Here is a 25,295-nt window from a genome sequence, read left to right on the forward strand (position 1 = left end):
CCGAACGGACGAGCTGCACGTTGAAACTCGACGTGCGCGCCCCGCACTCGATGCGTCGCGCCGGACTCAGACGTCCGCCGACACCGAGTCGCCCTGGCGCCGAACGACCAGGAAGTACCGCAACACCATGACCAGCAACGAACGAATCACCATCACCGGCACCGCACTCGCGGCGCCGTCCGTCTCCCCCGACCGCATCGCCGAGTTCGGTGTGCGCGACGAGCGCTCGCAGCGCGAGTACCTCGTCCGCATCCCGGCCGACGACCTCGGTCTCTTCATCACCCGTGGTGCCCGCGTGGACATCGACGGCGAGGCCGGCTGGACCGTGCCGGGCCGCTCGTGGCGCGGTGAGGCGAGCCGCACGCTCGTGCAGGCGCAGCGCGTCCGCGCCGGCGAGCTGGCCCTCGCCGCCTGAGCCACACGCTCCACACCACGGAAGCCGCCGAGCAGCGCTCGGCGGCTTCCGTCGTCTCAGCGGGTGCGGTCGTCTCCGCCGCCGGCCGGTTCGCCGCCGGGGACTGGTTCGCCGCCGGGGGCTGGTTCGCCGCCGCGGGCTGGTTCGCCGCCGCGGCTGGCCGGTTCGCCGCCGCGTGGGCCGCCGTCGTCCGGGCCGTCGGCGCCGCGGAACCGATGGCCCCCGTCAGCGTCGACCGGGAGCTCGTCGCCCACACGCTGGGCGGCGTCCCGCAGGTGGCGGATGAACGCCGAGTCCTCGGGCTCGAGTTCGTCGTCCGGAGCGGCACTGAGCGTCAGTTCGCTCGCCGGCCCGAGCAACACGGTGGTCCGGGTCACCGAGCCGTCGTCGGCGACCGCCGGGATCGCCACCGTGTCCGTCCTGCTGTTGGCGCCGAGGATCGCCGCGTAGTCGAGGACCGCGTCGGCGATCGCGTCACCCGTCAAGATCATGCTGCCGTCGTAGTTGATGTACTTCACGATGCCTCCCGCGCCTGACGGTAGGTGCGGCGGGTGCGCGTGCACTCAACATGTGCGTGCAACGGCCAGAACCCGCGCTACGGTCCGATCATGACCCCGGTCTCACCTGGCAGCCTGATCCGCGCTGCACGAGACGACATCGCGATGTCGCTCGAGGACCTGGCCGTCGGCGTCGGCATCACCACCGAAGCCGTGCGGCAGTACGAGGAAGACGTCGCGTGCCCGTCACCGCAGGTGCTCGCGCTGATGCTCACTGCCGCGAGACTGCGCCCGAGCATCCCGCTCGCACTGCACGCTCGGAGCATCCTCGCGCTGGCAGAGCGCTACCGCCTGACCGATGTGCGGGTCTTCGGGTCGGCGGCGCACGGCCGCGACACGGAACGCAGCGACATCGACCTCCTCGTCTCCCTTGCCCCCGGCGCGACGCTCTTCGACCTCGGAGGATTCGCTCACGAGGTCGAACAGCTCACCGGGTTCCCCGTCGACCTGCTCGTCGAGGACGACGACCTCGCGCACGATCCGAACTTCGGGCACGTCCTCGACGACGCGGTGCGACTCTGATCGGACTACGACCGCATGTGGAGCTGGGAACGATCCGTCGAGCTCCAGCTACGTCCCGCGCCGCGTGGCGCTGATGACCTGCGAACACCCACTCAGTGCGTACGCGAAGACCTTCTGGTCACTGCCGCCTGCCCCTGCCCCTGGGCCTGTGCCCTCGCCTCCGCTGCAGTCGCACGCTTCGCCTGAAGGAGGATCCGCATGGCCCGGGCACGCGACGCGTCCCCGGTCAGCCCGACGAACAGGCCGTGCATCGTGTTCTTCGTCAACGTCGTCACCGTCATAGCCCAGGTCCTGCCGATCGTCTTGATGGTCGGACAAGCGTGGTCGATCGGGAGGGCAGCGCCAAACATGTTGTACCTCCACCAGGTTCAGTAGTCGCCCTTGACGACGAAGTACGAGCCGCGGATCGTGCCGGCGAGCTTCGACTTCTGCCGCGCGAACTTGAAGGCGTCGAGCTCACTGGGCACGTCCATGCCGTCCGACAGCTTGAAGCCGACGGCCCGCTTCCCGCCCGGGTCGAGCGTGTAGAGCACGTTCACGGCGAGGCCCGACTCGCAGAACACGTAGGTCCACCGCACGCCGTCGACGAGCACTTCAGTGGCTTCGAGCGGCTTCGACGCGATGACGATGTCGCGTTCGTCATCGAGCACCCGCGCGACGTAGTCGACCAGGTCGGGGACATCGGCGGCGGGGTGCGTCGTGAAGCGGTGGTCGAACTTGTTCTTGAAGTACCGCGCCTCGTTGGCCCGGAGTCCCGCGAGTGCGTCCGCGACCGGCGAGGACTCGACCCCCACGGTGGACACGTTCTCGAAGTCGACGACGTACGACATGGAGGCCTCCTGGTTGTGCGGCTCAGCGCCAACCTAGTGCCAGGGCCGTGCCGTTCGGGCTAGTTGTTGAAGCGGAACTCCACCACGTCGCCGTCCTGCATGACGTAGTCCTTGCCCTCGATGCGGGCCTTGCCGTGCGCACGGGCCTCGGCGATGGAGCCGGCTTCCATGAGGTCCTGGAACGAGATGACCTCGGCCTTGATGAAGCCCTTCTCGAAGTCGGTGTGGATCACACCGGCAGCCTGGGGCGCCTTCCATCCCTTGCCGATCGTCCACGCACGCGACTCCTTCGGGCCGGCCGTGAGGTACGTCTGCAGGCCGAGGGTGTCGAAGCCGATGCGAGCGAGCTGGTCGAGGCCGGACTCGGTCTGGCCAGTCGACTCGAGGAGTTCCGCGGCGTCCGCCGGGTCGAGGTCGATGAGCTCGGACTCGACCTGGGCGTCGAGGAAGACGGCCTGGGCGGGGGCGACGAGCGCGGCCAGCTCGGCCTTGCGGGCCTCGTCGGTGAGGATCGCCTCGTCGACGTTGAAGACGAAGATGAACGGCTTGGCGGAGAGCAGCCCGAGCTCGGCGATCGGTGACAGGTCGATCGAGGTCGCGGAGAGCAGCGTGCCCTTCTCGAGCTCTGCCTTCGCCTCGTTCGCGGTCTCGAGCACGATCGGCTCGGCCTGCTTGAGCTTCACCGTCTTCTCGTAGCGGGGCAGCGCCTTCTCGATGGTCTCGAGGTCGGCGAGGATCAGCTCGGTGTTGATGACCTCGAGGTCGTCCTTCGGGGAGACCTTGTTCGCGACGTGCACGACGTCGTCGTCGGTGAACCCGCGGACGACCTGCGCGATGGCGTCGGCTTCGCGGATGTTCGCGAGGAACTTGTTGCCGAGGCCCTCGCCCTCGCTGGCGCCCTTGACGATGCCGGCGATGTCGACGAACGACACCGGCGCGGGCACGGTCTTCTCCGAGCGGAAGAGCTCGGCGAGCTGGTCCAGGCGGGGGTCGGGCAGGTTCACCACGCCCACGTTCGGCTCGATCGTCGCGAACGGGTAGTTCGCGGCGAGGACCTGGTTCTTGGTCAGGGCGTTGAACAGGGTCGACTTGCCGACGTTCGGGAGACCGACGATTCCGATGGTGAGTGCCACGGGAGGACAGCCTACCGGCGGCCGCCTGTCGGGGCCGACCCGTGCCTCCAGGCCCGCTCGTTCAGAACTGGTCCGCCCAGCTCGCCATGGCTGCTCGCACGACGGTGGCGAGCGCAGCGAAGCCGCCGGTGGTGACCGCGACCGCGACGGCGGCGCCGAGGGTGACCAACCCGATGCCGAGGCCGACCGCCCGTCGCGCCGTGTGCGCGGGTGCGTCGACGACCTGGGCGCCGGTGAGCAGCTCGTCGAGGTCCCGCGGTTCGCCCATGACCGCAGCGTACGGCGGTGGCCGGAGCGAGGGAACTGCCGCGTCCGGGGCACACGCGACCCCGGGACGTGGCAGCGTGGTCGGGACGACACGGATGGAGGACGTCGATGTGGTTCGAACGTGACCGGCGCGGTGTGCACTCGATGGGCATGGACGCTCGTGGCCAACGGCGGTACTTCACCGCGGAGACGATCGCGGCGCTCGAGGAGCTCCCGCCGACCGAGCTCGAGACCCTGCACGACGCACTCGCCGAACTCGAGGCCGACGTCCTCGTCGACTACGACCCGGAGGACGACTCGATCGACCACGGCGCCGAGGACGACTTCCGGATGGTCTTCCCGCCGTCCGACGTCGCCTTCCCCCCGATCACCGCGGACACGGCCGAGGCGTTCCTGTCCGCCGTCACCGCCCACGTCGAGGCACTCCCGAAGCGCTGGCGGCTCGATGCGGCCGCGCTCGCGTTCGAGCTGGTCGGGACGGTCCTCGCGCCGTACTGGGCGGAGCAGCGTGCCCGGCGGAGCGCGACCTGGCGCCTGACCGCACGCCGACAGCGGGGCTCCCGCCGCGTCCGCCGTCGCTGAGGAGCGGGCCCGGTTCTCCGTCGCTGAGGAGCGCGCGCAACGCCGGGGCGGGTTCCGGCGATGTCGGCGCTGCGTGCGACCATCGGGAACGTGCCGTTGAACTTCACCGCGATCGACTTCGAGACCGCGAACAGCTCGCCCGCCAGCGCCTGCTCGGTCGGACTCGTCAAGGTCCGCTCCGGCAAGGTCGTCGAACGGGCGTCGTGGTTCATCCGTCCACCGCTCGGGCACGACGCCTTCCTCGAGTGGAACACCCGGATCCACGGCATCGTCGCCTCGGACGTGGTGCACGCGAAGTCGTGGGAGCAGCAGTACCCGGACATCGTCGCCTTCGCCGAGGGTGACGTCCTGGTCGCGCACAACGCCCGCTTCGACATGGGCGTCATCGCCGGTGGCTGCTCGGCGACCGGCATCGCCCTCGGGGAGCACCACTCGATGTGCTCGCTGCAGGTCGCCCGCAAGACCTACACGCTCGACTCGTACCGGCTGCCGATGGCGGCGCGGGCCGCGGGCTACGAGGGCTTCCAGCACCACGACGCAGCGGCCGACGCCGAGGCGTGCGCCGCGATCGTCGTGCACGCCGCCGGGTACCACGGGGCCGACACGGTCGAGGCGCTCGGCGCGGCGACCCGCGTCACGATCGCTCCGGTCCGGGTCCGCGCCGAGAAGCCGCGTTCGGCGGCGCAGCCCCGGCTGTCGAACCGCCCGATGATCTTCGCCGACTGACGGCAGCCGTCTGCCGGCCGCTGGCCGCTGGCTAGCGTCCTGATCGACGCCGAACCGGTGCCGGATGGGCCCCGCCGCACTACTGTCGCCACATGGCAGACAAGACCTCGACGATCGAACGGTCGACCGTCATCGCGGCACCGGCAGACGCGATCACGCCCCTCCTCGCGAACCTGCACCGGTGGGTCGAGTGGTCACCGTGGGAGGGGCAGGACCCGAACCTGCAGCGAACCTACGGCGGCGAGCCCGGATCGGTCGGCTCGACGTACGCGTGGAAGGGCAACCGCAAGGCAGGTGCGGGCGACATGACCGTCACGCGGATCGCCCCAACAGAGGTCGGCCTCGACCTCCGCTTCACGGCACCCTTCAAGTCCTCGAGCACCTGCACGTTCCGACTCACCGAGAACGCGAACGAGCACACGGACGCGAACGCGGGCCGGACTCGCGTGGTGTGGTCGATGACGAGCCCGCAGAACCTCGCATCGCGCGTGATGGGGGTGTTCATCGACATGGACAAGCTCATCGGCGGCGACTTCGAGAAGGGACTCGCGAAGCTCCGGGCGGCAGTGGAGCGCTGACGGGAGTGGCTCGTCGGGGCGCACGACCCCCGGTGGTATTGTCACGACATTCCCTCGGCACCGCTGCCGAACGCACGGCGCCGCAACCCGCACTTCCCGAAGGACCGCGATGACCAACGATGGCCAGCTGCCGTCCGACCTGTTCATGGACCTGGACCGGTCGGGTCCGATGCCCCTCTACTTCCAGGTCGCCTCGCGCATCGAGGAGTCGATCCGCTCCGGCGCGATGCCCCCCGGCGCACGGCTCGAGAACGAGATCGCGCTCGGCGAGCGGCTCGGGCTGTCCCGGCCGACGATCCGTCGGGCGATCCAGGACCTCGTCGACAAGGGACTGCTGGTCCGCCGTCGCGGCATCGGCACGCAGGTCGTGCACGGCCCGGTTACCCGCAAGGTCGAGCTGACGAGCCTCTACGACGACCTCGCGCAGGGATCGCAGGGACCGGCGACGACGCTGCTGGAACGGAACGACGTGCCGGCGTCCGACGTCGTGGCCGAGGCGCTCGGTGTGGAGCCCGGCACCACGGTCGCGCACATCCGCCGGGTCCGCTTCGCCGAGGACGTCCCGATGGCCATCCTCGAGAACTACCTGCCCCCGGAGTTCCTCGAGATCACCGACGAGGACCTGCAGTCCCACGGGCTGTACCAGCTCCTCCGCAGCCGTGGCGTCACCATGCGCGTCGCGAAGCAGCGGATCGGCGCCCGCGCGGTGACCGACGACGAGGCGAGCCTGCTCGAGATCGAGGACGGCGACCCGGTGCTCACGATGAGCCGGACGGCGTACGACGCCTCGGGTCGCGCGGTCGAGTACGGCGTGCACTGCTACCGCCCCGACCGCTACTCGTTCGAGGTCACCCTCGTCGACAAGTAGGCCCGTCAGGCCGGCGACGGCACCCCGAGCTCGCCCGTCACGTACTGCGCGCGCCCGAACCCGAACGACCAGTCCTGCGGCCCGTTCTCGACGTAGCCGATGAAGACGTCCTCGGACGCGACGCCGACGGCCGCCAACGCGTCGTGGATCGCCGCGTAGAGCGTCGTCTTCGCATCGTCGGTCCGGCCGCGCTGCGTGAAGACCTGGATCATGACGACGCCGTCGGTGCGCTCGAAGCCGAGCCCCGCGTCCTCCGCGATGATCTGACCCGCCGGGTGCTCCGTGACGATCTGGAAGCGGTCGCGCAGCGGGATCCCGTACACGTCGACGATGGCCGTGTGGATTGCGTCGGCGATGGCGCGGACGGCTTCCGGGGTGCGCCCGGTGGCGAGGTCGATACGGACGAGCGGCATGGTGCCTCCTGCAGTTCGGGACTTTGTCCTGACAAACTAACATGGATGGTGCGGTGGTGACCAGACGGACTGGAGGCGCGGTGCCAGCTGGCACCGCGCCTCCAGTCCGTGTGGGGCGACCGTCTAGAGCACGGGTGTCGCCGCCGCGTAGGTGAGCGGTCCGTCGACGCGCGCGACGTCGTGCCACGCCCCGTCGGCGAGCGACGCCTCGGCCGCTTCCACGATCGACGCGGCCGCCAGCCCGTCCGCGACCGACGGCGCCAGCTGCTCACCACGACGGACGCTGGCGATGAACTGCGCGGCCTCGATCGTCTTGAGGTCGTCGTACCCCATGGCAGTGCCGGCACCCGGCTGGAACCGGGCGAACTCGCCGTCCCCCGGCGCGACGTAGTGGGTCGCGTACCCGTCGACCTCCTGCCCGTCGAGGTACACCTCGAGCTCGTTGAGGCGCTGGAAGTCCCACCGCACGGAGCCCTTCGTGCCGTAGACCTCGAAGGTGTACTCGGCGTGCGGACCGCGCATCACCCGGCTGGAGTCCATGGTGCCGACCGCGCCGTCGTCGAAGCGGAACAGCAGTGCGGCGTAGTCCTCGTTCTCGACCGGTCCGAGCTCGCCCGTGGCGGCAGCGCTGCGGTCGACGATCCCCGCTGCCGGGCGCGGACGCTCGGCGATGACCGTCTCGGCGAGCGCAGTCACGCTGGCGATCCGTCCGACCACGTACTGCGCCAGGTCGAGGCCGTGCGACAGCAGGTCGCCGAGGACGCCGGAACCCGCACGCTCACGCTCGAAGCGCCAGGTCAGGGGTGCGGCGGGGTCGGACGAGTAGTCGGCGAGGAGCGATCCACGGACGTTCGTGATCCGACCGAGGCGGCCGCTCCGGACGAGTTCCCGTGCCCGTTCGATCGCGGGCGCGTGGCGGTAGTTGAAGCCGACGCTCGTGATGACGCCGGCGCGCTGCACCGCCTCGTGGATCTCGCGGGAGTCGCTGGCGTACCGGCCCATCGGCTTCTCGATCCAGAACGGCTTGCCCGCTGCGGCTGCGGCGACGGCCATCTCGCGGTGCAGGAAGTTCGGCGAGCAGATCGAGACGACGTCGACGGCCGGGTCGGCGAGGACCTCGTGGTAGTCGGCGACGGCGCGCTCGTAGCCCAGGCGCGTGACGGCCTGTTCACGCGCCGCCTCGATCGGGTCGGCGGCGACGACCAGCCGGGGCTGGACGCCGAGCTCGGGGAAGTGGTCGGGCAGGGCACGGTAGGCCCGCGAGTGCAGGCGTCCCATCCAGCCGACGGAGACGAGGCCGACGCCGATGGTGTCCATGCCGGTCATGCGGCGGGGACGAGGATGTCGCGCACGAGGGCGTCGAGCTTGGCGTCCGCGTCGAGGAACTGCCGGAGGGTCGTGACCGTCGCCCCGAAGCGGTCGAACTCGTCGATGGTCATCCCGTCGACGTCGTACCCGCGGGCGAACTCCGGCGTCGCGGCACGGAGCGCGTCGAGGACGTGTGCGGGCACCTCGTCGTCGATCGCGTCCGGACGGAACGGGAACGCGTTGTCGTTGATGTCCTTCGACCACTGGAACGGCGGCGAGACCACGAGGTCACCGCCCTGGAACTCCGACCACTGCAGCGCGTTCCGGAAGGCGGCGACGAGCACGCGCGAGTGGAACCCGCGCTCCTGGAAGACGCGGTACGCGTTCTTCACCGCGGCGACGCCGGCCCACTCGAGGTACCCCGGGTCGATCATGACGTGGTCGCGCTTGACGACGGTCTTCAGCCAGTCGTCGAAGCGGCCCGCCATGAGCGTCACGACGTGCCCGAACTCCTGCTCGGGCAGTCCGTCGGCGGCGCGACGGGCAAGGGCCCGCTCGATGGCCTCGCCCACGGCGACGACCTGCGGCACCGTGAACGACACGGTCGCGTTGATCGAGACACCGCGGTACGCGGCCTCCTCGATCGCGGCGATGCCGACCTTGGTGGCGGGGATCTTCACGATGATGTTCGGTGCCAGACCCGAGAACCGCACGGCCTGCTCGACGAGCGCGTCGGCGTCGCGGTGCAGGCGGGGGTCGGTCTGCATCGACAGACGGCCGTTGCGCCCACCCGACGCCTCGAACGCCGGCAGGAGCTGTGCGGCGGCCGCGATGGAGAGCTCCTCGACGGCCTTCCAGCCGATCCAGGACTCCCCCGCCGTCGGGTGTTCCTCGGCGATCTGCTGGATCCGGGGCTCCCACGTCGCCGGGTCCTGCTGGATGCACGTGTACGCGATCACCGGGTTGCAGGTCGCGCCGACGGCGCCGTACTCGTTGATGGCCGTGGACAGCTCGCGCGGGTCCGCCGAGTCGTTCCAGAGCGCGGTCACCGTCTGCGACGCTGCCTGCAGCGTGACCGGACGGGTGTCGGTGTCCGTGGACGCCGGTGCGGCGAGGGTGTCGGTCATCGGTGGAGTCCCTTCTTGATCGTGTCGAGCTGGAAGCGGGAGACCTCGTCGGCGTTCTCGTCCTCGGCGAAGACGCTCGACACGGCGACGGTGTCCTCGCGCGCCGTGAAGCCGACGCGGTCGAGGGCGTCCCAGAACGCGTCGAAGTCGACGTCCGCCTGGCCGACGGGCAGGTGCTGGTGCACGCGCACCGCGTTGCCGGGAGGGTTCGTGATGTAGCGGAGGCCGTGCGACCGGCGGTGGTCGTACGCGTCGGCGACGTGCACCAGCTGGAGCGAGTCACCCGCGGCGTCGATGACCTCGTCCATGTTGCCGCCGTAGTGGAAGGTGTGGCACGCGACGTAGACGAACCCGACGTGCTTCGAGTTCAGGCCCCGGATCACGCGCAGCGCCTCGAGCCCGTCCTCGACGAAGTCGTCGGGGTGCGGGTCGATGAGCACGCGGATGCCGGCGTCCTCGATGATCGGCAGCAGTTCCTCCATCGACCGGTAGAAGGCGTCCTCGGACTCCTCGGGGTGCTCCGGACGACCGGAGAACTCCGTGTTGATCGTGTCGACGCCGAGGCGCTTCGTGATCTCGATGACCCGCTTCCACTTCCGCACCGCGGCCTCGCGGGCGTCGCGGTCCGGGCCGGACCAGCGGAGCACGGGGAGGACGCTCGCCACCTGCACGCCGGCGGCGGAACAGGCGGCGGCGAACGCGTCGACGAGGTCGTCGTCGGCCTTCGGGTGCCGGTAGAACGGGATGAAGTCCGCGTGCGGGGTGAGCTGCAGGTACTCGTACCCGAGGTCGGCGACCTTCTGCGGGAACTCCAGCAGGGACAGGTCGTGGTGGAACGGGGTGGGGTCGAGGGCGATCTTCGGCATCAGGCCCCCGCGACAGCCGAGGCGCCGGCTCCGGCCGACGCGCCGGCACCGGCCGGGGCCAGCGTGGTGGACCCGGCCTCGTAGAAGGCCGGCTTCGCGGTGGCGTAGGTCACCTGCTCGAGCGCACCGGACTGCTGCGCGCGGACCGCGACCTCGGCGACGACGGACGCCGTGTAGCCGTCCCAGGCACTCGGGCCGTCGATCCCGCCCTGCTTCGCCGCGTCGACCCAGCGCTGGACCTCTTCGTCGTAGGCGGCGCCGAAGCGCTCCACGAACGACGGCGTGACGCCCTGACCGGAAACGCCCTGCGACACGAGGGTGAGCGACGTCTCGCGGCCGATGTAGGCGACGCCCGACTCGAACACGGCGTCGGTCGTGACCTGGTACCCGAACTGGGCGTTCACGTTGATCTCGACGATCGCCATGGTGCCGGACTCGGTGGTGAACAGCACGAACTGGGGCTCGGGCAGGTCGGCGGGCGCCAGCGAGTTCCTGCGCGGCTTCTTGACCTCGACGCTCGTGATCGCCTCGCCCGTGATGAACGGGATGATGTCGATCTCGTGGATCACCGAGTCGTGGATGAGCATCGACTCGCTGAAGTTCGGCGGGGTGGTCGGGTTCCGGTGCGCGTGGTGCAGCGCGAGCAGGGCGCCGTTCGACCCGGACTCGCGGAGGGCGCGGAGCTCCTGGTAGCCCTTGTCGAACCGGCGCATGAACCCGACTTGGATCTTCGGACGGTCGGACTTCGACTGTTCGAGCTCGACGATGCGCAGCGAGTCCTCGGCGGAGGTCGTCAGCGGCTTCTCGCACAGGACGGCGAGTCCGCGCTCGATCGCCGGCACGAGCACCGGCTCGTGCAGGAACCCCGGCGTCGCGACGATGACCGCGTCGATCGGGGTGCGCTCGAGCGCCTCCTCGAACGACGCGGCGGTGATCGCACCGGGCGCCTTCTCGGCAGCGGCCGTGGCGCGCCCGGTGTCGGGGTCGACGATCGCGACGACGTCGGCGCCGGCGATGGTCGACGTGATGCGACGGATGTGGTCGCTGCCCATCGCGCCCGCGCCGACGACGGCGACGCGGAGGTTGTCAGTGGTGCTCATGGTGGCTCTCCTGTGGTGGGTGACGCTGCGGACGCGGGCTGCGTCAGGACGCGCGGGCGGCGGACGTGGAACCGAAGATGTGCTGGAACGTGCGCTCGGCGATCGGGCCGGGAGCGTCGACCGAGCAGCCGTACATGTCCTGCTCGACGATGCCGAACACGTCCGGGTTGATCGCGGCGACGGCCTCGATGATCGGGGCAAGCGCGGGCGTGCCGTGCGGCGGCTCGGTCATGATGCCCTGCGAGACGGCGGTGGCGAACGGCACGTCGTTCTTCAGGACGTCGAACAGCAGGTCGGTGTCGACCTGCTTGAGGTGCAGGTAGCCGATCCGCTCCGGGTGCTCGGCGATGAGCTTGAGGTTGTCGCCGCCGTAGTACGCGAAGTGTCCGGTGTCGAGGCAGAGGTTCGTGTACTCGGGGTTCGTGACCTCGAGGAAGCGCACGGTCTCCTTGTACGTGCCGACGTGGCTGTCGGCGTGCGTGTGGAACTGCTGGTGGACGCCGAACTCCTCGAGCAGCGCCTTGCCGAGCTGGTCGTGCCCCTTGCCGAGGCGCCCCCACTGCTCGTCCGTCAGCGTGCGGGACTCGAGGACCTCTTCAGTGGCGTCCGAGCGCCAGAGGTCGGGGATCGTGACCAGGTGCTCGGCGCCGAGCTTCGCGGCGAGGCCCGCCACGGCGACCGCCTGGTCCCACGCACGCTGGAACTGGTCCTCACCCTTGTGGAACCCGGTGAAGACCGTGCCGGCGGACAGCTTGAGCCCACGGGAGTCGAGCTCGTCCGACAGCTGTGCGGGGTCGGTCGGCAGGTACCCGTAGGGGCCGAGCTCGATCCACTCGTACCCGGCGGCGGACGCCTCGTCGAGGAAGCGCTGCCACGGGACCTGCTTCGGGTCGTCGGGGAACCAGACGCCCCACGAGTCCGGTGCGGTGCCGATGCGGATCGAGGCCGGTGCCGCGTCGGTGGACGGGCTGCCGGTGGGGGTGGCGGTGTCGGTCATGACGTCGCTGTCGCTTTCTGGGGCGCGGCCCCGGTGTGGTGGTGGGGAGGGTGCTCAACCGAGCAGGGGCCGCTGCGCCGCGACCTGCTGCTCGTACTCGGCGCGGGCGGCCCGCGTGCTCTCGAGCGTGGAGGTCTGCGCGACCGGCACGTCCCACCAGCCGTCGCCCTCCGGGGCGTAGACGAGCGGGTCCGAGTTGATGTGCACGAGGGTGGTGTGGTCGTTCGCCTTCGCCTGGCGCACCGCGGCCTTGAGGTCCTCGATGCTGTCGGGCCCGGGCTGCACCTCGATCACGTCGACGCCGTACGAGCGGGCGTTCGCCGCCAGGTCGACGGGCAGCGGGTCGCCGTTGTCGAACGACTGCGTCTCGTCGAGGTAGCGGTACCGGGTGCCGTAGCGCTCCGACCCGACGGTCTCGGACAGGTGCCCGATCGACGCGTACCCGTGGTTCTGGATGAGCACGACGATGATCTTGATGCCCTCGGCCACCGCGGTCACGAGCTCGGTGTGGAGCATCAGGTAGGAGCCGTCGCCGACCATGACGATGGCGTCGCGGTCCGGGGCACCCCGGCGCACGCCGATGCCGCCGGCGATCTCGTAGCCCATGCACGAGAAGGCGTACTCGACGTGGTACCCGAGCTCGTCGCGCACCCGCCAGAGCTTGTGCAGGTCGCCGGGCAGTGAGCCGGCCGCCTGGATGACGACGTCGCGCGGGTCGGAGACCGACTGCACGGCGCCGATGATCTCCGGCTGGCCCGGCAGCGCGTTGCCCGTCGGCGCGAACGCGCCGTCGACCGCCGCGTCCCACGTCGCCTTCAGCGAGGCGATCTCGTCAGCGTAGGAGGGGCCCACGACGTACGCCGTGTCGGCGGCGAGCGCCGCGCGCAACGCGACCAGTGCCTCCCGGGCGTCCGCGACGAGCGGCAGCTGCGTGCCGTGCTTGTACGCGTCGAACGGCGCGACGTTGACGTTCACGAACGTGACGTCGGGGTTCTGGAACGCGGTGCGCGACGCCGTCGTGAAGTCGCTGTACCGGGTGCCGATGCCGATCACGACGTCGGCCTGCGCCGCGATCGCGTTCGCCGCGGCGGTGCCCGTGGCACCGATGCCGCCGAGGTACTGCGGGTGGTCCCAGACGAGCGAGCCGCCACCGGCCTGCGAGGTGCCGACCGGGATCCCGGTGGCCTCGACGAAGGCGCGGAGCTCGTCGGCGGCGTCGGAGTAGAGGACCCCGCCGCCAGCGACGATCACCGGACGCTCGCCGGCGCGGATCGCGGCCACGGCACGCGCGAGCGGACCGTGCTCGGGCAGCGGACGACGGATGTGCCACTCGCGGGGCTGCAGGAAGGCGACGGGCACCTCGAGCTCCTCGGCCTGCACGTCCTCGGGCAGCGCGATCGTGACCGCACCCGTCTCGGCCGGGTCCGTGAGCACGCGCATCGCGGCGAGCGCGATGGAGAACAGCTGCTCGGGCCGCTCGACACGGTCGAAGAACCGGGACAGCGGACGGAACGCGTCGGTCACCTGCAGCGAGGTGTCGTGCGGCATCTCGATCTGCTGCAGCACCGGGTCGGTCGTGCGCGTGGCGAAGGTGTCGGACGGCAGCAGGAGCGCAGGCAGCCGGTTCGTCGTCGCCAGGGCGGCACCGGTGAGCATGTTCGCAGCGCCCGGGCCGACCGACGCCGTCGCCGCGTACGTGGCACGGCGGCGGTGCATCCGGGCGAAGCCGACGGCCTCGTGCACCATCGCCTGCTCGTTGCGCGCCTGGTGGTACGGCAGCAGGCCCGGCTGCTCGACGTGGAGCTGCTTGATGGCCTGACCGAGACCGGCGACGTTGCCGTGCCCGAAGATCCCGAAGATCCCCGGGATCGTGCGCTCACGGACGTCGCCGTCGACGGTCCACTGGTTCGCCAGGAACTCGACGAGTGCCTGGCCGACGGTCATCCGGCGGGTCTCGCTCATCGGGAGGACTCCTTCTCGTAGGGCAGCCGTGGGTCGATCGGTTCCGATGCCCAGGCCTGACGGACCCAGCCGTGGGCGGGGTCGTCGGTGATGTTCCAGACGCGTTCCGGGTCGGGCCCGGCCATCACGTTGAGGTAGTACATGTCGTAGCCCGGTGCCGCGACGGCGGGACCGTGCCAGCCGTACGGCACGAGGGCGACGTCGCCGGTCCGCACCTGGCGGAACTCGTCGATCGCCCGATCGTCCGAGGCGTAAGTGCGGTGGAGCGCGAACGGGTCAGCGGCGTCGGGAGCGATCCCGTCGAGCCCGCGGGAGACCGCTGCCTCGTAGTAGTAGATCTCCTCGAGGTTCGACTCCGCACCGGGCACGTTCGTGTCGTGCTTGTGCGGCGGGTACGACGACCAGTTGCCGGCCGGCGTGATCACCTCGCACACGATGAACTTGACGGCGTCGAGTGCCGCCGGGGTGCCGAAGTTGTGCACCTGGCGGCTCGACTGCCCGGCGCCGCGGAGCTCCACGGGGACGTCCCGCCGGGCCACGTGGGTGGTCGGCTTGACGGTGTCCGTGGGCGCTTCGGCGACGGCGAACCGACCGGCACCGGTGATCGTCGCCGCGGTGCCCGAGCCGAGGTACAGCACGTCGGTCGGTCCGTCGAAGACGCTCGCGCGCCCCTCCAGGTCCTGCTCGCCGTCACCGGCGGCGCCCTGGTAGGCGACGTGGAACGACCCTGCCAGCGGCACGACGATGCGCTCCACGGCGTCGGCCCGGAGGCGCAGCTCGCCCCCGTCGGTCAGGCTGCCGGTCCGGAGACCGGTGTGCGCCCACCCCTCGATGCGTCCGTCCACCACGTCGGTCCAGCCCGCCTCGGGGCGCGAGCCGGCCGGGATGAACCAGTTGCCGTTCGTCATGCCCGGGTCAGCCGTTCGACGGGAAGCCGAGGTTGATGCCGCCGTGCGAGGGGTCCAGCCAGCGGCTCGTGATCGCCTTCTGGCGTGTGAAGAAGCTCACGCCGTCGGCGCCGTACGCCTTGTGGTCGCCGAACAGCGAGTTCTTCCAGCCGCCGAACGAGTAGTACGCGACCGGCACCGGGATCGGCACGTTGATGCCGATCATGCCGACCTGGACGTCCCGCTGGAAGCGGCGGGCGGCGCCGCCGTCGTTGGTGAAGATGGCGGTGCCGTTGCCGTACGCGCCGGAGTTGATGAGTTCGAGGCCCTCTTCGTAGGTGGCGACGCGGACGACGCTCAGCACCGGGCCGAAGATCTCCTCGGTGTAGACGCGGCTCGTGGTGGGGACCTGGTCGATGAGGGTCGGGCCCAGCCAGAAGCCGTTCTCGTCGCCGTCGGGACGGACGGTGCGACCGTCCACCACGACGACCGCACCGTCCTGCTCTGCGACCTCGATGTACGAGGCGACCTTGTCACGGTGCTGCTTCGTGACGAGCGGCCCCATGTCGCACCCGCGACGGCCGTCGCCGATGCGCAGGGTCGCCGCGCGCTCCGTGATCTTCTGGATGAGCTCGTCGGCGACCGGCTCGACCGCGACGACGACCGAGATCGCCATGCAGCGCTCGCCGGCGGACCCGAAGCCCGCGTTGATCGCGTTGTCGGCCACCAGGTCGAGGTCGGCGTCCGGCAGGACGAGCATGTGGTTCTTCGCACCACCGAGGGCCTGCACGCGCTTGCCGTGCTTCGTGCCGGTCTCGTAGACGTACTGCGCGATCGGGGTGGAGCCGACGAACGAGATCGACTCGACGTCGGGGCTCGTGAGCAGCCCGTCGACGGCCGCCTTGTCGCCGTTCAGGACGGTGAAGACGCCGTCGGGCAGCCCGGCCTCCTTGAACTTCTCGGCGAGCCAGATGGCTGCCGACGGGTCCTTCTCGCTCGGCTTCAGCACGACGGTGTTGCCGGCGGCGATGGCGATCGGCAGGAACCAGAGCGGCACCATGGCCGGGAAGTTGAAGGGGCTGATGATGCCGACGACACCGAGCGGCTGCCGGATCGAGTAGACGTCGATGCCGGTCGAGACCTGGTCGGAGAACTCGCCCTTCATGAGGCTCGGGATGTTCGTCGCGAGCTCGACGACCTCTTGCCCGCGGGCGATCTCGCCCAGCGCGTCGTCGATGACCTTGCCGTGCTCCGACGTGATGATCTCGGCGAGCTCCGCCTTGTCGCGGTTCAGGACCTCGCGGAAGGCGAAGAGGATCTGCTGGCGCTTGGCGAGCGACAGGTTCGACCACGCCGGGAACGCTGCCTTGGCACTCGCGATCGCGGCCTGGATCTCGTCCTCGTTCGCGAGGGCGACCTGCTTCGTCGCGACGCCGAGCGCCGGGTCGTACACGGGCGCCGTGTTGCCCGACGTCGAGTCGACGCGAGCGCCGTCGATCCAGTGGCCGATCGTGGTGAGGGCGGTGTCCGAGAGTGTCATGCGTTGCTTCCTTCCGAGACGTGCTGGTCCATCGTCGCGGAACCGTCGAGGTCCGTGGCGCTGTGGTTCGATGCTGTGGAGAACCGGCCGCTGGGGGCACCGGTGTGGACGAGTCCGGCGGCGACGTCCACCGCCGTGGCGACGTCCCCGTCCGCCGGGTAGAGCAGGGTGCGGCCGACGACGAGTCCCCGGACGCCGGGGAGCGCGAGTGCGTCGGCCCACTTGGCGTAGGTCTCGAGCGGGTTGCTCGACGGGTCGCCGCCGAGCAGCAGGGTCGGCAGCGTCGTCGCCGCCATCACCCGCTCCATGTCGTCGACCACGGGGATCTTCAGCCAGCTGTACGCGCTCGACTCCCCCAGGCCGGCGGCGATCGCCATCGACGTGATGACGGCGTCCGCGCTGAGGTCGTTCACGACGCGGCCGTCACGCCACTCGGACATGAACGGCTCGAGCATGATCGGCAGCTCGAGCGCGGCGGCCTCGCTGACCGCCTTCGCCGTGGCCTCGAGCGTGGGAGCGGTGCCGGCGTCGGCGAGGGCGACCCGGACGAGCAGCTTGGCGAAGTCGAGCCCCGCGCCCTTGATGGCCGAGGCCGAGTAGGCCGTGTACCGGTCGTCCATCTCGAACGTCGCGCCGCGCAGCCCACCGCGGTTCATCGAGCCGACCACGACCTTGTCGTCGAGGGCGCCGAGGAGCGCGAGGTCCTCGAGGATGTCCGGGGTCCCGAGGACACCGTCGACACCGGGACGACCGAGCGCGGTGACGAGCCGCTCGAGCAGGTCGTAGCGGTCGGCCATCGCGGACTCGTCGTCCCGCACGGCCAGGGCCCCGCGGGCCGGGTGGTCGGCCGCGACGATGAAGAGCTTGCCGTCGTCGGCGAGCAGCTCGCGCTTGCGGCGGGCGTCGAGCGTCCGCTTCACGAGACCGGGCTGGCTCGCGCGGACGTCCCGGAGGCGCTGGAAGTCAGCGGGGCTGAGCTCAGGCATGGGTCTTCTCCTCGGCGCTCGTGTGGTTCGTGCCCTCGGCCGGGTTGTCGGCGATGAAGGCGTCGATCTCGTCACTGGTCGGCATCGCGGTCGAGCACTCGAACCGCGTGGCCACGATGGCGCCGGCGGCGTTCGCGAAGGCGAGGATCCGCTCGAGGTCCCAGCCCTGCAGCAGTCCGTGGGTGAGTGCCCCGCCGAACCCGTCGCCCGAGCCGAGCCCGTTCACGACGTCGATGTGGTGCGGCCGGAACTCGACGAACGCGTCGCGGGTCTTCGCCAGCACGCCCTTCGGCCCCTGCTTCACGACGGCGATCTCGACGCCGCGCTCGAGCAGGGCGTCGGCCGCTCGCACCGGATCGGTCTCGCCGACGGCGACCTCGCACTCCTCGCGGTTCCCGACCGCGACGGTGGCGTGCTCGAGGGCGACGGCGACCTCGCGGGTGGCGGCTTCCGGTGACGACCAGAACATCGACCGGTAGTCCAGGTCGAGCACGGTGTGCTGCTTCGTGGAGTTCTGCGCGGCGCTCCGGGCCTCGTACGCGACGTGGTGGGCCTGCCGGCTCGGCTCTTCGCTGAGCCCGGTCACCGTCGTCCAGAAGACCTTCGCCCGCTCGATCTCGTGCAGCGGCAGGGACTTCGCCGTGATCATCAGGTCCGGCGCCTTCGGGGCCCGGTAGAAGTACAGCGGGAAGTCGTCCGGCGGGAAGATCTCGCAGAACGCGACGGGGGTGTTGAGCCCGTCGACCGTGGCGACGAACTCGTTCGCGACGCCGAACTCCGGCAGGGTGCGGGCGATGTAGCGACCGAAGGGGTCGTTGCCCGTACGGGTGATGACGGCGGCGTCCGCTCCGTGGCGGGCCGCGGCGATCGCGACGTTCGTGGCGCTGCCGCCGACGGACTTCGAGAAGGTCGACACGTCCTCGAGCGGGCCCGTCTGCTGGGGGTAGATGTCGACGCTCACGCGACCCATGGTGATCACGTCGTAGGCGTGGGGAGCTCGGTTCGTCATGCGACGTGGTGGACCTTCCGTGCGGCTTCATCGGCGGACGATCACGACTGTACACCTTGTTTGCCCTAATGTCATGACATGGATCGACCAGGCCTGGAGGCGCGGTGTCGGTGGGTCCTGCCAAGGTCACGACATGCAGATCCTCGCCCTGGTCATCGGTCTCGTGATCGGCGTCGCCGTCGGTGCGGTCCTCGCCTGGTCGCTCGCGCGGTCGCGCGCGGGCATCGACGCGGCCTCCGCCCGCGCCACCGCCGAGGCGCTGCGCGGCCAGCTCGACGCGGCCCGCCGCGACGCCGAGGAACGGCTCGACGCGCAGGACGCCCAGTACCGCCGACAGGTGGACTCCCTCGAGCGCCGGTCCGCCGAACTCGAGCACCTCGTCCAGCGCATGCACGGCGCCGACGCCGCTCGGTCGCAGAACGAGTCCAAGGTGCTCTCGGCGCTCAGTCCCGTCGCCCAGACGCTCGACACCATGCGCGCCAAGATCGCCGAGCTCGAGCAGTCCCGCAGCGAGCAGTACGGCGCGCTGTCGGCACAGCTGCGGTCGGCCGCCGAGTCGGAAGAGCGCCTGCGTGCCACCGCGGACACCCTGGCGAGCGCGCTGTCGTCGAACAGCACGCGGGGCGTCTGGGGCGAGACGCAGCTCCGCAACGTGGTCGAGGCCGCTGGGCTCCTCGAACGGGTCGACTTCGACGTGCAGTCCTCGGTGACCACGTCCGTCGGTGTCGCACGACCCGACATGGTGGTGCACCTGCCCGGCGGCAAGACCATCGCCGTCGACGCGAAGGTCCCGTTCACCGCTTACCTTCAGGCCGCCGAGATCCCCGCCACCGCCACCGGTGCCGAGGGCGCTCGGCGTGACCAGTTGATGGCGCAGCACGTCAAGGCACTCCGGGCGCACGTCGATGCCCTGGCCGCGCGCGAGTACTGGACCGGGTACGACGCCTCCCCCGAGCTGACCGTGGCGTTCATCCCGTCGGAGTCGCTCGTGTCGAGCGCCCTCGCCGCCGACCCGGGGCTGCTCGACCACGCGTTCCGGAAGCGGATCGCACTGGCCTCGCCCGTGACGCTCTGGTCGGTGCTCAAGACCGTCGCCTTCTCGTGGCAGCAGGACGTCGTCTCGCAAGAAGCGCACGAGCTGTTCCGGGTCTCGCGCGAGCTCTACGGCCGCCTGTCGACGATGGCCGGGCACGTGGACAAGCTCGGGCGCTCGATCCGCGGGTCCGTCGTCGACTACAACCGCTTCGTGGGGTCGCTCGAGCGGCAGGTGCTCCCGAGCGCCCGACGCCTGTCGCTGCTCGACGAGTCGAAGGTCATCGCCGACCCGGCCTCGATCGAGGACGAGCCGCGGCTGCTCACCGCGCCGGAGCTCGTCGGCGCCTCCGACGCCCACGACCCCGACTGACCCGGGAGCCGCGCGAGCCGCCGCCCGCGGCGCGAGCCCCGCGGTTCGCCGCGCTCGCCTCCGCGGCGCCCCGCGCCGCGCTCGCCCGCGCCGCCGCCGCCCGCGGCCGCGGCGCCCGCGCCGCGCCGCCCGCGCCGCGCGCGGCCGCCGCGTCGCTTCGAACCACGAATCGGACGTGGAACCAGCCTCGCAGGCCGGTTCGATGTCGGATTCGTGGTTCGGTGCGCCCGCCGCGCCCCGCGGCGCCCGCCGCGGGGCGCGGCGTGAGCGCCGCGCTCGCCGCGCTCGCCGCGCGAGCCGCGCGAGCCGCGCGAGCCGCGCGAGCCGCGCGAGCCGCGCGCTCGCGACCACCGCCCGGCACAACCAAAAGCCGCCCGAACCACGCGTTTGCGTGGTTCGGGCGGCTTTTGGTTGTGCGGAGTCAGTCCGAACCGCGGCCCCGCGCTGGCCGCGCCGGCGCCGCCGGCCGCGCCGGCGTCCGAACCGCGGCCGGCCCGGACGCGTCAGCGGCCTAGAACCACTTCTCGGCGCGGTGGTCCGCCTGGATCCGGCGGATCGTGTTCGAGCGGGAGCGCAACACGAGCGAGTCCGTGTGGATGACGCCGCGCGAACGACGGACACCGTCCACGAGCACACCGTCGGTGACACCGGTCGCGACGAAGAACGTGTTGTCGCCCGTGACGAGGTCGTCCTGGTCGAGGACCTTGTCGAGGTCGTGGCCGGCGGCGACGGCGCGCTCGCGCTCCTCGTCGTCCTTCGGCTGGAGCTTGCCGAGGATCACACCGCCGAGCGCCTTGATCGCGCACGCCGTGATGATGCCCTCCGGGGTGCCACCGACGCCGACGCACATGTCGATGGTCGACCCGGGAAGGGCTGCGGCGATGCCACCGGCGACGTCACCGTCGAGCAGCAGCCGGGTGCCGGCGCCCGTGGCACGGATCGCGCGGATGAGTTCGTCGTGGCGGGGACGGTCGAGGACGGCGACGACCATGTCCTCGAGGTCCTTGCCCTTCGCCTTCGCCAGCGCGCGGATGTTGTCGCCGATCGGCTTCTCGAGGTCGAGGACCCCGCGGCCTTCGGGCCCGGCGGCGATCTTGTCCATGTAGAACACGGCGGACGGGTCGTACATCGAGCCGCGGTCGGAGACGGCCATCACGGAGATGGCGTTCTGGCGGCCGGCGGCGGTGAGCGAGGTGCCGTCGATCGGGTCGACCGCGATGTCGCAGGCCGGGCCGTGCCCGTTGCCGACGTGCTCGCCGTTGTAGAGCATCGGGGCGTTGTCCTTCTCGCCCTCGCCGATGACGACCACGCCGTCGAAGTTCACGGTGCCGAGGAACTTCCGCATCGCGTCGACGGCGGCACCGTCCGCGAGGTTCTTCTCACCCCGGCCGACCCACGGCTGCGCCCGGATCGCGGCGGCCTCGGTCGCACGCACCAGCTCGAGCGCGAGGTTGCGGTCGGGCTGCAGGAACAAGGAGCCGGTCTCAGTCGTCGGAGTCACACCCTGAGCCTACCGACAGCCGGCCGAGCGACCGTCCGGACCGGACGCCCGTGAACGCATGTGCACTGCCCCGCGGAACGGGCGCGCGTAACCCGCACCGCGCCTCCAGTGGGTCTGACTACGATCGGCGGGGACACCACCGAAGTCGAAGGAGATCCACGTGCCCATCGCAACGCCGGAACAGTACGCCGAGATGATCGAACGAGCGAAGGCCGGCAAGTTCGCGTACCCCGCCGTGAACGTGTCCTCGTCCCAGACCATCAACGCGGTCCTGCAGGGCCTCGCCGAGGCCGGCTCGGACGGCATCCTCCAGGTGACCACGGGTGGTGCCGACTACTTCGCCGGGCACACCGTGAAGAACCGCGCTGCCGGCGCCCTGGCGATGGCGAAGTTCGCGCACGAGGTCGCGAAGAACTACGACATCACGGTGGCGCTGCACACCGACCACTGCCCGAAGGACGCCCTCGACGGCTTCGTCCTGCCGCTCATCGCGGCGAGCGAGGAAGAGGTCCGTGCGGGGCGCAACCCGATCTTCCAGTCGCACATGTGGGACGGCTCGGCCGTGCCGCTCGACGAGAACATCGAGATCGCCAAGACCATGCTGTCGAAGACGCGGAACATCAACGCGATCCTCGAGGTCGAGATCGGCGTCGTCGGCGGCGAAGAGGACGGTGTCGAGCACGAGGGCACGAACGACGCGCTCTACACGACCCCGAACGACGTCGAGAAGGTCGTGGACGCGCTCGGCCTCGGCGACAAGGGCCGCTGGATCGCGGCGCTCACCTTCGGCAACGTGCACGGCGTGTACAAGCCGGGCAACGTGAAGCTCCGCCCCGAGCTCCTCGGCGAGATCCAGGCAGCGGTCGCCGCCAAGCACGGCACCGGTGAGAACCCGCTCGACCTCGTCTTCCACGGCGGCTCCGGCTCGACCGACGACGAGATCCACGAGGCCGTGCGCAACGGCGTCATCAAGATGAACATCGACACGGACACGCAGTACGCGTTCACGCGCTCGATCGCCGACTCGATGTTCCGGAACTACGAGGGCGTGCTGAAGATCGACGGCGAGGTCGGCAACAAGAAGCAGTACGACCCGCGCGCCTGGGGCAAGGTCGCCGAGACCGCCATGGCGGCTCGCGTGGGCGAGGCCGCGAAGGTGCTCGGCTCGGCCGGTCACACCCAGGGCTGAGACCCACTCCACAGCCTGGAGGCACGGGGCGCGTCCGACGGACGCGCCCCGTTCTGCGTCCGGTCGCCTCCCCTGCATGCCACGATGGGCGGGTGACCGTCGACGCCATCGCCTCCGAGTTCGCCCAGTTCGTCACCGAGTCGCCGACCGCGTTCCACGCGGCCGCGGCCGCCCGGGACCGGCTCGTCGCGGCGGGGTTCACCGAGCTCTCCGAGCTCGACGCCTGGCCGACCGAGGCCGGTGCCTACGTGGTCGTCCGCGACGGCGCGGTGATCGCCTGGCGCCTGCCGGACGGCGCCGTCCCCACGACACCGTTCCGCATCCTCGGCGCGCACACGGACTCCCCCGGCTTCCGCATCAAGCCGAACCCGGGCGTGCGCACGGGTGGATGGGAGCAGCTGAACGTCGAGGTCTACGGCGGTGCGCTCCTCTCGACCTGGTTCGACCGCGACCTGCGGATCGCCGGCCGCGTGGTCGACGCCGACGGCAGCGTGCGCCTGGTGTCGACCGACGCCGTGGCCCGGATCCCGAACCTGGCGATCCACCTGGACCGCGGGGTGAACGACGGCAAGGAGATCGACCGCCAGCGGCACACCCTGCCGATCGTCGGCGTGGACGGCGACGCGGGCGGGACCTCGGTCGTGGAGTGGCTGCGCGCACGCCTCGGAGACGACGCCGTGTCGTGGGACCTCTTCCTCGCGGACACGCAGGCCCCCGCGCGGCTCGGCATCGACCGCGAGTTCCTGGCGTCGGGCCGGATGGACAACCTGACGAGCGTGCACGCCGGACTCCGCGGCATCGTCGACGCCCCGGCCGACGGCGACCACATCCCGGTGTTCGCGGCGTTCGACCACGAGGAGATCGGCTCGTCGACCCCGTCCGGCGCCGGCGGCCCCTTCCTGGAGGACGTGCTCGGCCGCGTGCAGGAGGGCCTCGGCGCCACCCGGTCCGAGGCAGCACGGGCCTTCCGCGCCTCGTGGCTGCTGTCGAGCGACGCCGGCCACCTGGTGCACCCGAACCAGCCGGAGAAGCACGACCCGACGAACCGGCCGCGCCCGGGTGCGGGCCCACTGCTCAAGATCAGCGCGAACCAGCGCTACATGACCGAGGCGAAGGGCGAGGCCGTCTGGGCCGCCGCGTGCGACTCCGCGGGCGTGCCGTGGCAGCCGTTCGTCAACGTGAACACGATCCCGGGCGGCTCGACCATCGGACCGATCGCGGCGACCCGGCTCGGGATCCCGACGATCGACATCGGCGTCGGACTGCTCTCGATGCACTCCGTCCGCGAACTCGTGCACGTCGACGACCTCGCGGCGCTGCACGGTGCCGTGGCCGCGTTCCTGGCGTCCTAGAGCGTCACGACGACCTTCTGCGCGGAGACCCCGGCTCGCTGGCGGTCGAGCGCGCCCTGCACGGCGCCCAGGCCGGATCCGACCACGAGGGGTTCGGGCAGCGCTCGGAGGCTGCCGTCGGCGAGTCCGGTCGGCAGCACCTCGGCCCACAGTCGACGGCCGACCTCGTCGTCGCGGAGGCTGCTCCCCCAGACGAACGCGGCGCGGATCCCGTTCCGCCGGGCTCGTGTCATCAGCCCGGCCATCGTGAGACCGATGCGACCGAAGACCGGGAGCATCGCGGGGAACAGGCGACGGCGTCCGGCGAGCCCGTCGAGGGACACCGGGGTGCTGGCCAGGGCGAGTGCGGTGCCGCCGGTCCGCCGCAGCACCTCGATGCACGGGCCGGCCGAGGTCGTCCCGAGGGCGACCGCACCCACGACCCGACGTCCGGCGATGCCCGCGACCAGCTCGTCGACCGCGCGGTCGCCGTGGTGGTCCACGACGACGTCGGCGCCGAGTGACCGGACGAGTTCGGCGTTCCGGGGCGACGCGGTGCTGACGACGTCGTAGCCCGCGGCCCGCGCCAGCTGCACGGCGTTCATGCCGACGCTCGTCGAACCACCCCAGACGACGACCACGCCACGACTGCCCGTCGGGACCGGCTCGTCTCCCGGCATGGTCAGACCGAGGTGTGCGGGCTGGAAGAGCGCGCACGCGGCAGTGCTGGCGCCGAGGGGCAGCACTGCGGCCTCGGTGTCGCTCATCCCCTGCGGCGTCGGCGCGGTGAGGCGTTCGAGCAGTGCGGTGGACTGCTGGAACGCACCCTCGCGCATCGGGTCCCGTTCGCGGTCGGTGCCGGTGGCCAGGCCGAACACGCGGTCGCCGACGCGGAAGCGGGTGACGTCCGAGCCGATCGCGACGACCTCGCCGGCGACGTCGGACCCGAGGACGGCCGGGTGGTGCAGCCACCGGTACGTGACCGATCCGGTCCCCTGCACGACCCAGTCGACGGGGTTCACGGCGACGGCCCGGACGCGCACCAGGACCTCGTCGGCACGCGGCACGGGCGTGGTGACGGACTCGACGACGAGTGGTGCGCGGGCGGCGCGGAGGACGGCGGCGGAGTGCTGCGACACGGGTGTGCCCTTCTGCAGGAGTGATGACACTTGGTGCCCTCACCGTACGGCATGACG

Annotated in this window: 26 protein-coding genes; 9 read left to right on the top strand and 17 right to left on the bottom strand. The window is 71.0% G+C overall.

Annotated features, from left to right (window positions below; translation table 11 throughout):
• Positions 1 to 127 precede the first annotated feature (127 nt).
• A complete protein-coding gene (locus EDF64_RS01360; protein WP_133518304.1) occupies positions 128 to 415 on the top strand; it encodes a hypothetical protein in 288 nt (95 codons plus the stop codon).
• Between the two features lie 56 nt (positions 416 to 471).
• Here the strand turns inward: EDF64_RS01360 and EDF64_RS01365 are convergent, their stop codons facing one another.
• Positions 472 to 933, bottom strand: coding sequence for a hypothetical protein (locus EDF64_RS01365; RefSeq protein WP_133518305.1), 462 nt, complete (start codon positions 931 to 933; stop codon positions 472 to 474).
• Positions 934 to 1,023: 90 nt separating this feature from the next.
• On the opposite strand from EDF64_RS01365, the gene EDF64_RS01370 reads away from it, so the two are divergent.
• The gene (locus tag EDF64_RS01370; protein WP_133518306.1) at positions 1,024 to 1,494 is read left to right on the top strand and encodes a nucleotidyltransferase domain-containing protein; all 471 of its coding nucleotides are present in this window, start codon (positions 1,024 to 1,026) and stop codon (positions 1,492 to 1,494) included.
• 368 nt (positions 1,495 to 1,862) lie between these two features.
• Here EDF64_RS01370 and EDF64_RS01375 read toward each other — a convergent pair whose 3' ends face one another.
• The 3 genes from EDF64_RS01375 to EDF64_RS01385 form a co-directional block, all read right to left on the bottom strand.
• Positions 1,863 to 2,324 carry a phage tail protein gene (locus EDF64_RS01375; protein ID WP_133518307.1) on the bottom strand — a complete coding sequence of 154 codons (462 nt, stop codon included), beginning with the start codon at positions 2,322 to 2,324 and terminating at the stop codon, positions 1,863 to 1,865.
• A 59-nt stretch (positions 2,325 to 2,383) separates the two neighbouring features.
• Positions 2,384 to 3,457 (bottom strand): redox-regulated ATPase YchF, encoded by a 1,074-nt coding sequence (gene ychF / locus EDF64_RS01380; RefSeq protein ID WP_133518308.1) that lies wholly within the window; start codon positions 3,455 to 3,457, stop codon positions 2,384 to 2,386.
• Between the two features lie 61 nt (positions 3,458 to 3,518).
• Positions 3,519 to 3,725, bottom strand: coding sequence for a hypothetical protein (locus tag EDF64_RS01385; protein ID WP_133518309.1), 207 nt, complete (start codon positions 3,723 to 3,725; stop codon positions 3,519 to 3,521).
• Positions 3,726 to 3,832: 107 nt separating this feature from the next.
• Here EDF64_RS01385 and EDF64_RS01390 point away from each other — a divergent pair, with 107 nt between their 5' ends.
• The 4 genes from EDF64_RS01390 (at position 3,833) to EDF64_RS01405 (ending at position 6,478) form a co-directional block, all read left to right on the top strand.
• Entirely contained in the window at positions 3,833 to 4,306 is a 474-nt protein-coding gene (locus EDF64_RS01390; RefSeq protein WP_133518310.1) for a hypothetical protein, read from the top strand.
• Positions 4,307 to 4,396: 90 nt separating this feature from the next.
• Positions 4,397 to 5,032, top strand: coding sequence for an exonuclease domain-containing protein (locus EDF64_RS01395; protein WP_133518311.1), 636 nt, complete (start codon positions 4,397 to 4,399; stop codon positions 5,030 to 5,032).
• A gap of 92 nt (positions 5,033 to 5,124) precedes the next feature.
• Positions 5,125 to 5,610, top strand: a complete 486-nt coding sequence (locus EDF64_RS01400) for an SRPBCC family protein (RefSeq protein ID WP_133518312.1) — start codon at positions 5,125 to 5,127, stop codon at positions 5,608 to 5,610.
• A gap of 109 nt (positions 5,611 to 5,719) precedes the next feature.
• Complete coding sequence (locus tag EDF64_RS01405) at positions 5,720 to 6,478, top strand: GntR family transcriptional regulator (RefSeq protein ID WP_133518313.1); 759 nt, start codon at positions 5,720 to 5,722, stop codon at positions 6,476 to 6,478.
• A 5-nt stretch (positions 6,479 to 6,483) separates the two neighbouring features.
• Here EDF64_RS01405 and EDF64_RS01410 read toward each other — a convergent pair whose 3' ends face one another.
• The 11 genes from EDF64_RS01410 to iolC form a co-directional block, all read right to left on the bottom strand.
• On the bottom strand, positions 6,484 to 6,891 hold the full coding sequence (locus tag EDF64_RS01410) for a tautomerase family protein (protein WP_133518314.1): 408 nt from the start codon (positions 6,889 to 6,891) through the stop codon (positions 6,484 to 6,486).
• Positions 6,892 to 7,014: 123 nt separating this feature from the next.
• Positions 7,015 to 8,208, bottom strand: a complete 1,194-nt coding sequence (locus EDF64_RS01415; protein WP_133518551.1) for a Gfo/Idh/MocA family protein — start codon at positions 8,206 to 8,208, stop codon at positions 7,015 to 7,017.
• A gap of 5 nt (positions 8,209 to 8,213) precedes the next feature.
• Positions 8,214 to 9,326 (bottom strand): transaldolase family protein, encoded by a 1,113-nt coding sequence (locus EDF64_RS01420; protein WP_133518315.1) that lies wholly within the window; start codon positions 9,324 to 9,326, stop codon positions 8,214 to 8,216.
• Positions 9,323 to 10,192: a sugar phosphate isomerase/epimerase family protein gene (locus EDF64_RS01425; RefSeq protein ID WP_133518316.1), complete on the bottom strand. Its 870-nt coding sequence runs from the start codon at positions 10,190 to 10,192 to the stop codon at positions 9,323 to 9,325. The genes EDF64_RS01420 and EDF64_RS01425 overlap by 4 nt, the downstream gene beginning before the upstream one ends.
• Positions 10,192 to 11,292 (bottom strand): Gfo/Idh/MocA family protein, encoded by a 1,101-nt coding sequence (locus tag EDF64_RS01430; RefSeq protein ID WP_133518317.1) that lies wholly within the window; start codon positions 11,290 to 11,292, stop codon positions 10,192 to 10,194. Before EDF64_RS01430 ends, EDF64_RS01425 begins: the two co-directional genes overlap by 1 nt.
• 43 nt (positions 11,293 to 11,335) lie before the next feature.
• Positions 11,336 to 12,289: a sugar phosphate isomerase/epimerase family protein gene (locus EDF64_RS01435; RefSeq protein ID WP_133518318.1), complete on the bottom strand. Its 954-nt coding sequence runs from the start codon at positions 12,287 to 12,289 to the stop codon at positions 11,336 to 11,338.
• 54 nt (positions 12,290 to 12,343) lie between these two features.
• Positions 12,344 to 14,251, bottom strand: a complete 1,908-nt coding sequence (gene iolD / locus EDF64_RS01440) for a 3D-(3,5/4)-trihydroxycyclohexane-1,2-dione acylhydrolase (decyclizing) (RefSeq protein WP_133518319.1) — start codon at positions 14,249 to 14,251, stop codon at positions 12,344 to 12,346.
• Complete coding sequence (iolB, locus tag EDF64_RS01445; RefSeq protein ID WP_133518320.1) at positions 14,248 to 15,159, bottom strand: 5-deoxy-glucuronate isomerase; 912 nt, start codon at positions 15,157 to 15,159, stop codon at positions 14,248 to 14,250. The genes iolD and iolB overlap by 4 nt, the downstream gene beginning before the upstream one ends.
• A 7-nt stretch (positions 15,160 to 15,166) precedes the next feature.
• Positions 15,167 to 16,678 carry a CoA-acylating methylmalonate-semialdehyde dehydrogenase gene (locus tag EDF64_RS01450; RefSeq protein WP_133518321.1) on the bottom strand — a complete coding sequence of 504 codons (1,512 nt, stop codon included), beginning with the start codon at positions 16,676 to 16,678 and terminating at the stop codon, positions 15,167 to 15,169.
• Positions 16,675 to 17,664: a class I fructose-bisphosphate aldolase gene (locus EDF64_RS01455; RefSeq protein ID WP_133518322.1), complete on the bottom strand. Its 990-nt coding sequence runs from the start codon at positions 17,662 to 17,664 to the stop codon at positions 16,675 to 16,677. Before EDF64_RS01455 ends, EDF64_RS01450 begins: the two co-directional genes overlap by 4 nt.
• The gene (gene iolC, locus EDF64_RS01460) at positions 17,657 to 18,673 is read right to left on the bottom strand and encodes a 5-dehydro-2-deoxygluconokinase (protein WP_133518323.1); all 1,017 of its coding nucleotides are present in this window, start codon (positions 18,671 to 18,673) and stop codon (positions 17,657 to 17,659) included. Before iolC ends, EDF64_RS01455 begins: the two co-directional genes overlap by 8 nt.
• A gap of 133 nt (positions 18,674 to 18,806) precedes the next feature.
• Between iolC and EDF64_RS01465 the strand changes: the two genes are divergently transcribed.
• Positions 18,807 to 20,078, top strand: a complete 1,272-nt coding sequence (locus tag EDF64_RS01465; RefSeq protein WP_133518324.1) for a DNA recombination protein RmuC — start codon at positions 18,807 to 18,809, stop codon at positions 20,076 to 20,078.
• A 511-nt stretch (positions 20,079 to 20,589) separates the two neighbouring features.
• Here EDF64_RS01465 and glpX read toward each other — a convergent pair.
• Positions 20,590 to 21,579, bottom strand: coding sequence for a class II fructose-bisphosphatase (gene glpX, locus EDF64_RS01470; protein ID WP_133518325.1), 990 nt, complete (start codon positions 21,577 to 21,579; stop codon positions 20,590 to 20,592).
• Between the two features lie 160 nt (positions 21,580 to 21,739).
• Here glpX and fbaA point away from each other — a divergent pair, with 160 nt between their 5' ends.
• The gene (gene fbaA, locus EDF64_RS01475; protein WP_133518326.1) at positions 21,740 to 22,768 is read left to right on the top strand and encodes a class II fructose-bisphosphate aldolase; all 1,029 of its coding nucleotides are present in this window, start codon (positions 21,740 to 21,742) and stop codon (positions 22,766 to 22,768) included.
• A gap of 92 nt (positions 22,769 to 22,860) precedes the next feature.
• Entirely contained in the window at positions 22,861 to 24,120 is a 1,260-nt protein-coding gene (locus EDF64_RS01480; protein WP_133518327.1) for a M18 family aminopeptidase, read from the top strand.
• Here the strand turns inward: EDF64_RS01480 and EDF64_RS01485 are convergent.
• Positions 24,117 to 25,268: a zinc-binding alcohol dehydrogenase family protein gene (locus EDF64_RS01485; RefSeq protein WP_243736194.1), complete on the bottom strand. Its 1,152-nt coding sequence runs from the start codon at positions 25,266 to 25,268 to the stop codon at positions 24,117 to 24,119. The two genes, EDF64_RS01480 and EDF64_RS01485, sit on opposite strands and share 4 nt — an antisense overlap.
• Positions 25,269 to 25,295 lie beyond the last annotated feature (27 nt).

The sequence above is a fragment of the Curtobacterium flaccumfaciens genome (assembly GCF_004361695.1).
Lineage (GTDB): Bacteria > Actinomycetota > Actinomycetes > Actinomycetales > Microbacteriaceae > Curtobacterium > Curtobacterium flaccumfaciens_B.